Annotated in this window: 9 protein-coding genes and 2 pseudogenes; 4 read left to right on the top strand and 7 right to left on the bottom strand. The window is 56.2% G+C overall.

The window, feature by feature from the left end; translation table 11 throughout:
- Positions 1-32 precede the first annotated feature (32 nt).
- The 7 genes from ACIOVD_RS03345 to ACIOVD_RS03315 all read right to left on the bottom strand — a co-directional run bounded on the left by ACIOVD_RS03345 (position 33) and on the right by ACIOVD_RS03315 (position 5,693).
- Positions 33-1,223 (bottom strand): STY4528 family pathogenicity island replication protein, encoded by a 1,191-nt coding sequence (locus tag ACIOVD_RS03345; protein ID WP_401126107.1) that lies wholly within the window; start codon positions 1,221-1,223, stop codon positions 33-35.
- Positions 1,220-1,768 (bottom strand): DUF2857 domain-containing protein, encoded by a 549-nt coding sequence (locus ACIOVD_RS03340; RefSeq protein WP_401126105.1) that lies wholly within the window; start codon positions 1,766-1,768, stop codon positions 1,220-1,222. Before ACIOVD_RS03340 ends, ACIOVD_RS03345 begins: the two co-directional genes overlap by 4 nt.
- Positions 1,765-3,351 (bottom strand): ParB family protein, encoded by a 1,587-nt coding sequence (locus tag ACIOVD_RS03335; RefSeq protein WP_401126103.1) that lies wholly within the window; start codon positions 3,349-3,351, stop codon positions 1,765-1,767. Before ACIOVD_RS03335 ends, ACIOVD_RS03340 begins: the two co-directional genes overlap by 4 nt.
- A gap of 14 nt (positions 3,352-3,365) precedes the next feature.
- Positions 3,366-3,575, bottom strand: coding sequence for a hypothetical protein (locus ACIOVD_RS03330; RefSeq protein WP_029290900.1), 210 nt, complete (start codon positions 3,573-3,575; stop codon positions 3,366-3,368).
- A gap of 85 nt (positions 3,576-3,660) precedes the next feature.
- Positions 3,661-4,503 (bottom strand): ParA family protein, encoded by an 843-nt coding sequence (locus ACIOVD_RS03325; RefSeq protein WP_401126101.1) that lies wholly within the window; start codon positions 4,501-4,503, stop codon positions 3,661-3,663.
- Between the two features lie 4 nt (positions 4,504-4,507).
- Positions 4,508-4,738, bottom strand: a complete 231-nt coding sequence (locus ACIOVD_RS03320) for an AlpA family transcriptional regulator (RefSeq protein ID WP_159994874.1) — start codon at positions 4,736-4,738, stop codon at positions 4,508-4,510.
- A gap of 112 nt (positions 4,739-4,850) precedes the next feature.
- Positions 4,851-5,693: a hypothetical protein gene (locus ACIOVD_RS03315; RefSeq protein WP_401126099.1), complete on the bottom strand. Its 843-nt coding sequence runs from the start codon at positions 5,691-5,693 to the stop codon at positions 4,851-4,853.
- Between the two features lie 1,586 nt (positions 5,694-7,279).
- Between ACIOVD_RS03315 and mexE the strand changes: the two genes are divergently transcribed.
- From mexE to ACIOVD_RS03295, 4 genes and pseudogenes are all read left to right on the top strand, one after another.
- Positions 7,280-8,536 carry a multidrug efflux RND transporter periplasmic adaptor subunit MexE gene (gene mexE, locus ACIOVD_RS03310; protein WP_159994878.1) on the top strand — a complete coding sequence of 419 codons (1,257 nt, stop codon included), beginning with the start codon at positions 7,280-7,282 and terminating at the stop codon, positions 8,534-8,536.
- A 15-nt stretch (positions 8,537-8,551) separates the two neighbouring features.
- Complete coding sequence (locus ACIOVD_RS03305; RefSeq protein WP_401126096.1) at positions 8,552-11,731, top strand: efflux RND transporter permease subunit; 3,180 nt, start codon at positions 8,552-8,554, stop codon at positions 11,729-11,731.
- Positions 11,728-13,139, top strand: a pseudogene (locus ACIOVD_RS03300) (efflux transporter outer membrane subunit). Before ACIOVD_RS03305 ends, ACIOVD_RS03300 begins: the two are co-directional and overlap by 4 nt.
- A 172-nt stretch (positions 13,140-13,311) precedes the next feature.
- A pseudogene (locus tag ACIOVD_RS03295) lies at positions 13,312-14,517 on the top strand (ISL3 family transposase).
- Positions 14,518-14,594: the final 77 nt, after the last annotated feature.

Raw genomic sequence — 14,594 nt, 5'->3', positions numbered from 1 at the left:
CGTCAGTAGATTTGATGCCAGTGGCATCAAATCTACTGACGTCCACCGCGTTTGCCACGCAGTTGGCGTAGCTCATTCAGGCACGCTAGTGCGAGGGCGGATGCGGGTTCGCCCTGTTGTCGAGTTGATCGCGAGGTGGCCGGTAGGGGCGGTTCTGCAATGGGTAAAGGTTCTGCCTGACCTGCCCAAGGACGAAAATCGCCTTTCAGCGCACGCTGGATTAGACCCATCAGATAGGCCGCTGGCTTGCGGATTCCACCGGCCGCACAGCGTGCCCCCGCTTCGTTGAGCACCGCCTGCCGATCCGCTGGTTTAAGTTTGTTCAACGCCACGGTGACGGCCTGATGCTCGCTTGGGCTCAGGTGCAGTGGGGTGGGCCAGAGCAGGTTATCCACCGCCGGGGTCGCGCGCGGTACAGTACAAATACTTTCTTTTAATACAGTACAGGCGGCGTTCGGATTCCGAACGGTGCCGGAAACGCTGGTGTTCAAGCCTGGTTCGGATTCCGAACGAAGGTCTGCACGATTCCGAACGCGGTGATCGCCACCCCGTTCGGAGTCGCGTAACGCGTCAGCGGTTGCCCGATCCAATCCTTGCTGTGTCCAATGTTCTCCCCAACTGTCGAGCCGCGTCGGTAACCGATCCCGATCGATATTCGTGTCCTGGCGGACCTCCTCCACTACGTGCTGGGCGACAATACGCACCGCTTTGGTGGCATGAGCGAGGGCATGTCCGACCAGCTCCAGGTAATCCTGATCCAGTTCCATGGCCTCTGCGGGGGTTAACGGCTCATCGTGTAGAACATACAGAGAACCTTGATGACGTCCGCTGATCTGATCGCGGGCGCGACTCACCAAGCTGAGCCAGCGGGTCAGTCTGAGCATCGTCAAGACGCGGGCGATGGTTTCACGGGAAGCTGATGCACCGTAGGGCACGCTCGAAAGGTACGGCTGCAAATCTTCATAGCGCGGCGTGACCACGCCCTGGTCTTGCAACATGAGTCGAAATACTTGCCAGGCATTACGTTCCAACGGAGTCAACCGACTATCCAGCAGCAGTCGACGCGGCACGACTTCGTGTGATTGACCACTGAACAGAAAACCAGCTTGCAGAGCCTTGTAAGAGGGCTGTTCAGTGGTAGGGCGTGCTGGCCAGCGTTCACTCAGCTGTTGGGTGCATTGCTGCAGGACACGCTGCCAGCGACTGGAAGGGGCGGTGTTCATATTTCGTTGCTGTAATGGTCGATCTGCTGCCACACGATGGTCAAGCTGATCTGTTGTTCTTCGGCCAGCATCATCATGGCGTCGAGCTGATCCTCGGTACCGTCCTGCGCGCGTAGCTGGCACCATCGCTGCCAGAGCGCATGTTCCTGGGCTTCGCTCAAATGCTGAGGACGGCCCTTACGGGTTTCTATCTTGAGCAGGCGTCGACGCAGGGCGGTTTCCGAATGCGCCAAGCCGAAGCAGCGATACATGATGGTGCTGCTGGCGCCCAGCTTGAGCGCTCGATTGATCAGCCGTTCGTTCTGCTCGTCGCGTTCGGCTTGCTCGATCAACCGATGTAGCACCGGCGAGTCAATCTTGACCTCAACCCAAGGTACAGTGGCATGGGCCAGGCGCGACAGCGTGGTGGGCGGTAAGGATTGCAACAGGTAGATGTCGTCCTCACCCAAGCCGAGTGCTTTGCAGCGATGCAGGTTACCCAGGCGCAACTCGTGAAGGACCTGGGTCAGCATGGCCTGGTTGAGCACATTGAAGGATAAGCTCATGGCAATTCCTTCGGTGAGTTGACTTCATGGGGAAGCGTTAAGTCGACCAGGCGACGGGCTAGGCGGATCAGGCGATACAGTTTGATGAGCAAGCCGTCGGGCAGTCGCTCCAGTCCCACATCCACGGCGGGACGATCTGTCAGCGGGATTTGGTAGACCCCCAACAACAACTGGCCGAACAGGGCTGAGGGCAGTTGCTTGCGGTCTTCCCAGTTAACGTCGTCTTGAGCGCGTAGCAGGGCCAGGAGCAGTAGGTGAACGCCGGTCGCGCGAGGCGCTGCAAGATCAAGTGGCTCGATGTTGAGGGCAAAACCCAAGCCATGCGTCTGATCGATGATGCTCTCGGGATGTCCGGCATAGGTCGCCATTTCCCGCGCCAGTCCGGCAATGGCTAAACGCAGTTCTTCGGGGCTATCCAGTGTGGGTGCGATGATCCAGATGTCGTCGATCGCGCATGCCTCGACGGTCGGTGCTGTATCGATTGAGATCTCGCGCTCGATCTGTTCACGAATCTGTTGAACACGTGACGGAGGGCTGACCTCTGAAACGACATTCGTTTCGTGCGGTGTGAGCCGTTCCTCTCGCGCTGTTTCGGTCAGGGACTTGGTCTCAGTTGATTTGGGATGAGGATCGGAGGAGAGAGGTTCTGCCGCGGCTTCATTAACGCTCGGCAGAGGGGTGTTCTCTGAGGGCGTGGTGATGACAATGCCAGGCGTCGAGATGACTCGTTGGGTATCGCTCAGCTCCAGGGCCAACATACGGTAGGACTGTCCGAGTAAACGGCTCATGCGTTCAAGCAGTTCATCCTGGAGCTGCTCAAGATCGAATGACTCGGGGTCGGTGTCAAAGTCGCCCAGGGTATCGAGCCAAAACTCGGCGAACGCAACAGTGACGGTTGGATAATGGTTCCAGGTTCGTTCGGCCTGGCTACGCAGACCGATTAGTCGTTCGATCTGTGGTTTACCCAATCCGGCATACAGGGTTTGTGGAATGGCGGGCAGTACGTGTTCAAGGGTGTCCAACATGCGGCTGATGTGTGATTGCGAAATCGGATAGCCTCCAGCGGCAAGACGTCGTGCCAGCTCACGTTGTGATAGCACAGCTCCCTCTCGTTCGAGCATGGCTTTGAGTTTGGCTACCGCCAGAGCCCGTTCGATGAACGTGAGTTGGCCATGTAGATCGCTTTCAGCCAGATGGCCGAGTAGGGCGGTGATTTCATTGCTCCAAGGCCGGAACAGGCAATGAATGCGAAAGAAGCGCTCGTCGCGGGTTTCCTGCCACAGCTCGCCGAGAATCGCCAATCGCGTATTACCGCCGTTGCGGATGATGAAATAGGTTTCTCCGGGGCGGCGGGTAATCGGTGGCGGTTGATCCAGCCCGCGTTCACGGATCGAAGCTTTGATATCGTCGTATAGAGGATTACGGATGAAGCGCGGGTTGTGTTCGTACGGCCGCAACTGCTCCAGCGTCACCAACATAGGCGTGTCAGCAAGTGGATCGGACAGCCGCTCCAGTTCTGAAGCTCGAGGAAAATGGTCCTGATGCAGCTTGTCGGTGACTTCCTCCTGACTGAGCTTTTTCATCTGAATAACCTCAGTTAACGGCGGTTGTGCAAATGATCACCGACCTCGAACTTGACGATCTCGGCAGTCCCTGAACCTTCGAAGTGTCGGGAAAGTTCTGCGAGGAACCAGTTCATGGCCGAGCGCCCACCCTGCAGGCGAAAGACCACAGTGCAGTACTCCTCACAAGGTCGGTGGTGGGGTTGAATGGAGGGTGGAACGATGATGGGCAGTTGATCCAACATCAGAAGACTCCTAGCCAAACATGGTTGGTCTCAAGGTCGATCAAACTCAATGACGGGGTGAGAAATGCCAGTTGGGTGATTTGTCTCATTGAACATCCGCGCATCTGTTCACCGTAGATATCGCCTCGCGCCATTCCGGAAACAACTCAATGGCCAGCGCTTGCATAGTTTCCAATGCTGGTGGCGAGCGTCGTTCGCGTGACCGGCGCGTCTCGATTCGGTGGACTGGTAGGCCGAGGGAGGTGGCATTGAGAGACGCCACTCGGTCTGGAACTATGGTTTCTAGAACCGAGATGTTGGTAGCCCCAGCGAAGGTCTCGCGCAGGTTTCGGATGATCATTCGCGTGTCTACTCGGATGCTATTTACCTGGTTCAGCAGCAGTCGCAACGGTGGCGGCGTAATACCCAGGTGACGAAATGATTCGAGATCACTGAACAGCCTCAAAGTGCCGCGGCGTAGTTCGCGGGCGGCTAGCATTTCCGGTGTGATGGGGGAGAGGGCGATATCGCAGGCGAGGATGGCCATCTCTACTAGCACGCTACGTGCGCCTTGGGTGTCGATCAAAAGCAGGTCATAACGGGGGCGAAAATCGTCGAGCAAATTGCGCAGCCGTAATCTCCCGTCAGGGGCGTGCAGCAGTAATGTACTCAACTGGCCCTGAGCGTCGTTGGAGATGATGAGGTCGAGCCCTGCAATCACGGTCCTGGAAATAATCTGTGCAGGCGTTGTTAACTTGAGTGCAATGAGCTCGTGAGCGCCAGCAATAGCTTTCTGGCTCAAGGCGTAATAGCTGGAGAGGGTGGGTTGGCTATCCAGATCGAGCAGTAGAACACGTAGGCCAGCATCCGCCAGCAGACCGCCGAGATTGGCGGATACTGTGGTTTTGCCTACGCCACCTTTCGTTGAAACCACCGATAGCACATGCATGGCATCAGACCTGTTGGCCTAAGCGCTCAACGACCCACTGCTCGATTTCTAGCGAGTCCCAGCCAACCGCACGCAACCCTATGCGTTTGGCTTGAGGGAATTTACCTTCCTTCATCAGGTTATAGATGTGTGCACGCTTGAAGCCGGTTTTACGCTCCACCTCCTCACGCCGCATGATGTGACGTTCGAGCGGCGGTTGGAGCAAGTCTGCAATAGGTGAAAGCTGATTGAACATGATGGTCACTCCTGGCGTCGATTGGCGCGTAGTGGGAAGTGACCTGAATTGAATAGCAGAAACGGTAGAGAGTCATTGCACTGCAATTGGGATGATTGCGGTGCAATGGGACTCAGCGCTTCGAGAGACTTCGTTTGGCAGCAGCGAATTTTTCATCCAAGGTGCGCTTGGAAATGCCAGACAGGTTTTTATGGTGAGCGGTCAGCGCGTCGACAATGGCAGCTTGGGATCTGAAAACTGAATGAGGTTTTCCCGAGGGGGAGTGATCTAGGAAAAGGCTGACCATTGCACCGATGATGTGGAGGTACGCGGTTTCGCTCCGGTCGCTAACCTTACTATTGGTCTTGAGCAGGTGATGTATGTTCTCCTTTTCCAATCCGATACTTTCAAGTTCATTTAACAGTTGCTGATAGGCTGTTTCTATATTTTTTAACTGTAGTTGCAAGGCGTCCCGATCACATTGTAAGGTTAAATATGCACCTATACTTATAGTATTCTGCTGCTTAAGTGAACCTTCAAAAAGAAACGCCGGTCGCTGGTCAGGATAGTATCGCGACATCCAGAACCTAAGATCAGTATGGCGCACGGTTATTTGGTTGCAGTCAATGGGTGTTCCAGTTGCGACTGGCACGCCGAAGCAACCGTAGGCGAGTTCTCCATGTTGAATCCCATCCAAAATTTTTTCGGTATTTGCATGCAAACATGGCCACTGTGGGAAGGCGATTTTGAGCATGGTGGTGCAATGCCGCCCTGCCTCAAGAATTTCCCTCTCGAAGGCCATTAAGTTACACCAACGTAAGGCCGCATCAATGGGCCGATAAAAAATCTTCGCGTTGGGATGGCAGCTTCGAGTTGCGTACATAACAGTTTCTCCTCCTTGAAATCCGTTGCTCCTGAAGAGTTTATTTTTGAGTGTTTTCTTGAAAAATTTAGGCTTACTAAATTTAGGGGGCATCCAAACGAGCTTTGATGGAACCAACGGCTTTAACTGCTGCGCGAGCTTAATTCAGATCGGCTGAAAAAAAATGACAAAAAGTTGATGATTTCCGCCAATTTTTGCTGATTGACCGTTGGAGGCTCATACGTAGTTGATAATTTCTCTGCTGTCAAGCGATTAACCTATATTTTCATGCTCTGAAAGTGAGTTGAAGCAGTTGAACACCTAGAGCAGTTTTCAATCGTCATAACGGTCTTACTGCGTCCGTTTTCGCTCAGCAGCTAATAACAGCCTGACGCCGGAAGAGTTTGATATACAACCCGTTTCCTCGTTTGGCGAGGCTGCAGGTGCCAACGTTTTTGGCGGGTATTAGGGAAATGTTATCGGCGTATACTAGCCGATCGAGAAATCTAATAGTGAGGAAACCTTTTAAGGAGTCATCCAACGGCTAATATTTCTTGCATGACTGACGGCGGATCAGATCAAAGGCGGCGGGATTGGAGACTGAATATTTTTACATTTGGGACGAGAAAACTTGACTCTCACTGGTTCGCTACTTTCATACGACGAGAGTAATAAGAAAGTCCGAATTGCTGGGCGTGATAAAAGTCTGGAGACCTATTCAGTACAAACTCCAGATGAACGTAAATGTTCCCTGTAGGCCGGTGCTGCGGGCAAAACTTTATTAGCCTTCTGCGTTCTACGCGTGGTCGAGTCTCTAAATCTTGAAAGGATAATTGATACAGCATTTACTTCTTCGTAGTTGCAAAAAGAAGATCTGGAATGGAAGTGGTTGGGCTCCTGTTGATAGGGGCACGTATTGGGAGGCTTTGGCTTGGCAGTTCTCTTTTTCGTAGACGGAAAAATTCGAGGTTTAATTTCAGTGAGAACTTCTAAGTACCGTAAAAGTGAGCGAGACCTATCGACACTGGTGCGTGAGGCTACTGGAAAGATAGAACGCCTTTCTTCTTCGGGTATTAGAACAATCAAGTTTCTTTGTTTGGATTCAAGAATTCGCCAGCATTAGGTTTATTTCAGCTTGCTTTAAAGAAAAACACGATATTTTATAAGCGTAAGAAAGAATTTATTATTAGGCTCCTAATAATTTGGATTCATTCGTCGTGCTTAGAGTGTGTTCGGTCTTTTCGCTGCGTGTTCGGCTTTTTCTTGTTGACAGTTGGAGGAGGGGCTGATCAGTTTGGCTGAAATCGTCAACGTTTTGTCTCTTTTTATTTTGAGCGTTCAGTTACAGTATTTTCGTAAGTGGATGCGCTGCTTGACGCATTAGTTTGTTGGCTGTGGGGAATGTCTAAAAAAGTTTTGGTTATAGGGTGTCGTCTTTATTTTTTTTTGACGGGTTCGGAGTTGACTATATGTCGGGCGCCATAAAAAGTGTCATGGAGTTTGAGGAGGAAATGGATGGCACTTTTAATTCTGCAGTTATAGGTTTTCTTGATCTCCTGGAATATCACCACCAGAGCTCTGCAAAGTGGGGGTTGAGGGGGCAGGAGTTACAAATGGTTGGCTGATTGAGTGTTGCTGGATTGATAAAAAGTTCAAGGATGATCATGTTCAACTAATACAATTACAGGGGCTTATGAACCATGGACCAGTCACTCAAACTCTTGCGGTATCCACTCGCGGCCCTTGCCGTGCTGGTGATGAGCGCTTGCGGTAAAGCCCCGGAAACCGCCGCCAGCATGCAGGCCGCCAAAGTCAGCGTGGCCAAGGTGCTGGAACAACCGGTGAATGAATGGGACGAATTCACCGGGCGCCTCGAAGCCCCGGAAACCGTTGAAATCCGACCACGGGTTTCCGGTCAGATCGATCAAGTGGCCTTCACCGAAGGCGCCCTGGTGAAAAAGGGCGATTTGTTGTTCCAGATCGACCCACGTCCATTCCAGGCTGAAGTGCGCCGCCTTGAAGCCCTAGTCGCCCAAGGCCGAGCCAACGCCACCCGCAGTGAAAACGAAGCCCAGCGCGGTGAGCGTCTGCGCACCAGCAACGCGATCTCCGCCGAACTGGCTGACTCGCGTACCAGTGCGTCCCAGGAAGCCCGCGCCGCCGTTGGCGCAGTCCAGGCGCAACTGGACCTGGCCAAACTCAACCTGAGCTTCACCCGCGTCACCTCGCCGATCAGTGGCCGCGTCAGCCGTGCGGAAATCACCGCCGGCAACTTGGTCACCGCCGATACCACGGCCCTGACCAGCGTGGTTTCCACCGACAAGGTCTACGCCTACTTCGATGCCGACGAGCGTGTGTTCCTCAAATACACCCAGCTCGCGCGCCAAGGCCAACGCGGTGCCACCACCCCGGTGTACCTCGGCCTGTCCAATGAAGACGGCAACCCGCACTTGGGCCAGATGAACTTTGTCGACAACCAGGTCAACCCGAAAACCGGCACCATCCGCGGCCGTGCGGTGTTCGACAACAGCGACGGCACCTACACCCCAGGTCTCTATGCTCGCCTGAAGCTAGTGGGCAGCGGCACCTACTCCGCCGTGCTGATCAACGACGAAGCCGTGGGTACCGATCTGGGCAAGAAGTTCGTGCTGGTGATGGATGCCGACAACAACTCCGTGTACCGCTCCGTCGAACTGGGGCCGAAGATCGAAGGTTTGCGCATCGTGCGCAGCGGCCTTAACAAGGGCGACACCATTATCGTCAAAGGCTTGCAGCGGGTGCGTCCAGGTTCGCCGGTCACCCCTGAAGTCATCCCCATGGCCAGCAAAGAAGCCCTTGCCGCTCTGGCACTACAACGACAAGCACTGGAAGCCAACAACTTGCCTCAGGTCAAATCCGCCAAAAGTGCGCCTGGTACAGCAGCGATACTGACCAACACTGCGACTCCACGCGGCTAAGAGACTACAACTCCGATGAATTTCTCCCAATTCTTCATTTCACGGCCGATTTTCGCCGCGGTGCTTTCGCTGCTGATTTTGATCGCCGGCGCAATTTCGCTGTTCCAACTGCCGATCAGCGAATACCCGGAAGTGGTTCCGCCCACCGTGGTGGTACGCGCCAACTTCCCTGGGGCCAACCCCAAAGTCATTGGTGAAACCGTGGCGGCTCCGCTGGAGCAGGCCATCACCGGCGTTGAGAACATGCTGTACATGTCCTCACAGTCGACCGCCGACGGCAAGCTGACCCTGACCATCACCTTCGCCCTGGGCACCGACCTGGACAACGCTCAGGTGCAGGTACAAAACCGTGTAACACGGACCCAGCCGAAACTGCCTGAGGAAGTGAGTCGCATCGGTATCACTGTGGACAAGGCCTCCCCGAACCTGACCATGGTGGTGCACTTGACCTCGCCGGACAAACGCTACGACATGCTCTACCTGTCCAACTACGCGATTCTCAACATCAAGGATGAGTTGGCCCGCCTTAGCGGTGTGGGTGATGTGCAGTTGTTCGGCATGGGCGACTACTCCCTGCGCGTCTGGTTGGACCCGAACAAGATCGCGTCGCGTAACCTGACCGCTACCGATGTGGTGACCGCCATTCGCGAGCAGAACCGTCAAGTGGCCGCTGGTGCCTTGGGCGCCCAACCAGCCCCGAACGCGACCGCCTTCCAGTTGTCGGTCAATACCCAGGGCCGTCTGGTCACTGAAGAAGAGTTCGAGAATGTCATCATTCGTTCCGGCGATAACGGTGAAATCACTCGGCTGAAGGACATTGCGCGGGTCGAGCTGGGCTCCAGCCAATACGCGTTGCGCTCCTTGCTTAACAACCAGCCGGCGGTGGGATTGCCGATCTTCCAGCGTCCTGGCTCCAATGCGATCCAGATATCAAACGACGTTCGTGAAAAAATGGCTGAGTTGAAGAAAAACTTTCCGCAAGGTATGGATTTCGCCATCGCCTACGATCCAACCGTCTTCGTGCGTGGCTCTATCGAGGCGGTGGTCCACACTCTGTTTGAAGCCTTGATTCTAGTGGTGCTGGTGGTGATCCTTTTTCTGCAAACCTGGCGCGCCTCGATCATTCCGTTGGTGGCCGTGCCGGTGTCGCTGATTGGTACCTTTGCGGTCATGCACATGTTCGGTTTCTCGCTTAACGCGCTGTCATTGTTCGGTTTGGTACTCGCTATCGGTATCGTGGTGGACGACGCCATCGTGGTGGTGGAGAACGTTGAGCGCAACATTGAGCTGGGCCTGGAGCCCCTCCCGGCCACTCAAAAGGCCATGAGCGAAGTCACTGGTCCGATCATTGCCACGGCACTGGTGCTGTGTGCGGTGTTCATTCCAGCGGCCTTTATAAGCGGCTTGACCGGGCAGTTTTACAAACAGTTCGCCCTGACCATTGCGATTTCCACGGTGATTTCGGCGTTCAACTCGCTGACCTTGTCCCCTGCTCTGGCCGCCGTGTTGCTGCGTAGCCATAACACGCCGAAGGATCGTGTCTCAAAAGCGCTCGACAAACTGTTTGGTGGCTGGTTATTCCGTCCGTTCAATCGCTTTTTCGAGAAAGCCAGCCATGGCTACGTCGACGCCGTGGCGCGTGTAATCCGCAGCAGCGGTATTGCCTTGGTGCTGTACGCGGGGCTGATGGTCCTAACCTTCTTTGGTTTTTCCAACACCCCGACCGGTTTCGTACCTGGCCAGGACAAGCAATACCTCGTGGCCTTCGCTCAACTGCCGGATGCGGCGAGCCTTGATCGCACCGAAGACGTGATCAAGCGCATGTCCGACATTGCCTTGAAACAGCCGGGAGTGGAAAGCACCGCGGCGCTCCCAGGCTTGTCGATCAACGGCTTCACCAACAGCACGAACAACGGTGTGATATTTGTCACCTTGAAGCCGTTCGACGAGCGTAAAGACCCAAGCATGTCCGCCGGCGCGATTGCCGGTGCGTTGAACGGAAAATTCGGCGAAATCCAGGAAGCCTACATGGCGATCTTCCCGCCGCCGCCGGTACAGGGCCTGGGCACCATTGGCGGGTTCCGCCTGCAGATCGAAGACCGGGGCAACCTGGGCTACGACGAGCTGTACAAAGAAACCATGAACATCATCAACAAAAGCCACGGCGTGCCGGAACTGGCTGGGCTGTTCACCAGCTACACGGTGAACGTGCCTCAGGTCGATGCCGCCATCGACCGCGAAAAAGCCAAGACCCACGGCGTGGCCGTCAGCGACATCTTCGACACCCTGCAGATCTACCTAGGTTCGCTGTATGCCAACGACTTCAACCGCTTCGGTCGCACCTATCAGGTCAACGTCCAGGCCGAGCAGCAGTTCCGCCTTGAACCGGACCAGATCGGCCAGCTCAAAGTGCGCAACAACAAAGGCGAAATGATCCCGCTGGCGACCTTCATCAAGGTCAGCGACACCGCGGGCCCGGACCGCGTGATGCACTACAACGGCTTTATCACAGCTGAAATCAACGGCGCCGCCGCGCCCGGCTACAGCTCTGGCCAGGCCGAAAAAGCCATCGAGAAACTGCTCAAGGAGGAACTGCCCAACGGCATGACCTACGAGTGGACCGACCTGACCTACCAGCAGATTCTCTCGGGCAATACCGCGCTGTTCGTGTTCCCGCTCTGCGTATTGCTGGCGTTCCTGGTGCTCGCCGCCCAGTACGAAAGCTGGAGCCTGCCACTGGCGGTGATCCTGATCGTGCCGATGACCCTGCTCTCGGCCATTACCGGGGTGATCCTGTCGGGGGGTGACAACAACATCTTCACCCAGATCGGCTTGATCGTACTGGTGGGCCTGGCGTGTAAGAACGCGATTCTGATCGTCGAGTTTGCCAAGGACAAACAAGAGGAAGGCCTCGACCCGCTGGCTGCGGTGCTGGAAGCCTGCCGCCTGCGTCTGCGGCCGATCCTGATGACCTCGTTTGCCTTCATCATGGGTGTGGTGCCCCTGGTGTTCTCCAGCGGTGCCGGTGCTGAAATGCGACACGCCATGGGTGTCGCGGTGTTCTCCGGGATGCTCGGGGTGACCTTCTTCGGCCTGCTGCTGACCCCGGTGTTCTACGTCCTGATCCGCAACTATGTGCAACGCGGTGAGGCTCGCAAAGCCGCTCGCGCCCCGAAGTTGGAGGCGCAACAATGAGCCTGAAAGTCTTCCTCCCGAGTCTGTTGGCCGTGGCGCTTAGCGCCTGCGCCGTGGGCCCGGACTACAAGCCCCAGAACCTGGAGGCGGTCCATATCACGGCCGCCACCGATGGCGCCGCCGGGCAAAAGAATTTTGACCAGGCACGCTTTGAAGGCATCTGGTGGCAGCAATTTGAGGACCCGATCCTCAACCAACTGGTGACCCAGTCGTTGCAGGGCAACCGCGAACTGCGGGTCGCCTTTGCCCGGCTGCGGGCGGCCCGGGCAATTCACGATGACGCCAGCAATGACGCCATGCCCACCATCACCAGCCGCGCCAGCAGTGACCAGGCCAAGGGCCAGATCCCAGGGCAAAGCACCCAGCGCGTGAAAAGTGAACGTTACGACCTGGGCCTGGACATGGCCTGGGAGCTGGACCTGTTTGGGCGTATCCAGCGCAACCTAGAAGCCAGCGATGCCGACCAGCAGGCTGCCGATGCCGACCTCTACCAACTGCAAGTCAGCCTGATTGCCGAACTGGTGGACGCCTACGGCCAACTGCGCGGCGCCCAACTGCGGGAAAAAATCGCCCTGGCAAACCTGAACAACCAGCAGGAGTCACGCAAGATCACCGAAAGCCTGCGTGATGCCGGGGTCGGCGATCAACTCGACGTGGTGCGCGCCTGGCCTCGGTTGAAGCCAGTGTGCCGCAACTGCAAGCCGAACAGGCACGTCAGCGCAACCGCATTGCTACCCTGCTCGGCGAACGCCCGGACACACTCACGGTGGACCTGAGCCCGGCGCAATTGCCTGCAATTGCCAAGGCCTTACCGATTGGTGACCCGGGCGAACTGCTGCAACGGCGCCCGGACATTTTCAGCGCCGAACGCAAACTGGCCGCCGCCACTGCGCGCATCGGCGTGGCCAAGGCCGACCTGTTCCCTCGGGTCAGTCTCAGCGGCTTCCTCGGCTTTACCGCCGGGCGCGGTTCGCAGATCGGTTCCTCGGCTGCCAACGCCTGGGCGCTGGGGCCAAGCATCACTTGGGCCGCGTTTGACCTGGGCAGCGTGCGGGCCCGCTTGCGCGGCGCCGATGCTGAGGCGGATGGCGCCCTAGCGACCTACGAACAGCAAGTGCTGCTGGCCCTGGAAGAGTCAGAAAACGCCTTCAGCGACTACGGCAAACGCCAGCAACGGCTGATCTCGTTGATTCGCCAAAGTGAATCAAGCCGCGCCGCCGCCGACCTGGCCGACATTCGCTACCGCGAAGGCAGGGTGGATTTCCTGGTGCTGCTCGACGCCCAGCGCGAACGCCTGGCGGCTGAAGACTCCCAGGCCCAGGCCGAAGTCGATCTGTACCGCGGCATTGTCGCGATCTACAAGGCGCTGGGTGGCGGATGGTCACCGGAAACAGTCGCCAGCAAGTAACCAACAGAGCTCCTTTGGTTGGCCGCATCCAACCAATGTTTTGCCCCGTGCCCTATTCGGTAGCGGGGCTTTTTTTGGTTCTTCACGGAATCTCGAGAAACACAGAAACAAGAACGCCGATTTGATTGATGATGTTCGTGCGAGCAAACACATCTAAAAAACCGGCGTTCTTATGCACGATATTAATACGGTCGTTCCTTTTTGGGAGGGCTTTTTTGTTGTCACGATCAAGCCTGATGGCGACGCGATTCAGAACGACCTGATTCCCCACGCCACCCGTTTCCCTTCCTGTAGCGGCGGCCCAAAACTCTGTTCAACCACGCCTGAGTATTGCGAGCGAACTGTCCGGGATTTACCAATTCTCGGGCGGACGCTGCGCCTCAGCCTGTTACTCAGGCGTGTTGGCTGTCGTGACTGCGGTAAACGTATGGAGGCCGTCAGTTGGCTGGACCGCTATGCCCGCATGACGCGGCGTTTGGCCGAGGCGGTCATTCAAGCCTGCGAGCGCCTTCCCACACTGCACGTGGCTCAACTGTTTCGGCTGCACTGGGGCACCGTTCGGTTGCTGTAGCGTCGAGCCTTGCAAGCGGCGTTGAGCGTTTTGCCAAAGGCGACCGCGACGTCTGGTGATGGACGAATTCGCCCTGTTCAAAGGTCATCGTTACGCCAGCGTGGTCCTGGATGCGGATGCACGACGCGTGCTGTGGGGCGGTGAAGGCCGCAGCCGAGCAGTGGTCAGGCCTTTCTTCGAGCAACTGGGGCAAGAGGGTTGCGCTCGAATAGAAGCGGTGGCGATGGACATGAACACCGCTTTTGACCTGGAGGTTCGTCAGCAATGTCCTAACGCGCGAGTGGCCTACGATCTGTTCCATGTGGTGGCCAAAAATATGGCCGAGAGGTGATTGATCGGGTTCGCGTCGACGAGGCTAACCGGTTGCGTCACGACAAGCCTGCCCGCAAGGTCATCAAGGAGGCGCGATGGCTGTTGCTGCGCAATCCGCAGAACTGGAAAACGCCGAAACAACAGGTCCGACTGGAGGATCTGCTGGCGGCTAACCAAGCGTTGATGACGGTCTATTTGATGAAGGCTGAACTCAAAACACTCTGGACGCCGAGTACTGCATGCGGTTGGCGATCGGCCTTGAAGCAATGGCTGCGCCATGCGCACGAAAGCGAAATACCAGCTCTGGTCCAGTTCGCCAAATGGCTAAAGGGTTACTGGCGGGGACTGGTGAGCCGGGTTCGTTGGCCGATGCACACCGTTCAGTTGGAAGGAATAAACAATCGAATAAAGGTCATCAAGCAGATGGCGTACGGTTACCGGGATAGCGAATTCTTTTGCATGAAGATTAAGAGCGTCTTTCCCGGTAATCCTTGAAGAACCTGATATTAGGGGGGGAGGCCACATCACGACTACTTTTTGCAGCGCACGCGCAGGCTTGAGCGGATGGACTG

Origin of the sequence: Pseudomonas sp. NPDC087626, assembly GCF_044743405.1 — a bacterium.
GTDB lineage: Bacteria > Pseudomonadota > Gammaproteobacteria > Pseudomonadales > Pseudomonadaceae > Aquipseudomonas.
The sequence above is the reverse complement of the archived record's forward strand: the minus strand, read 5'-3'. Positions and strand labels throughout refer to the sequence as shown.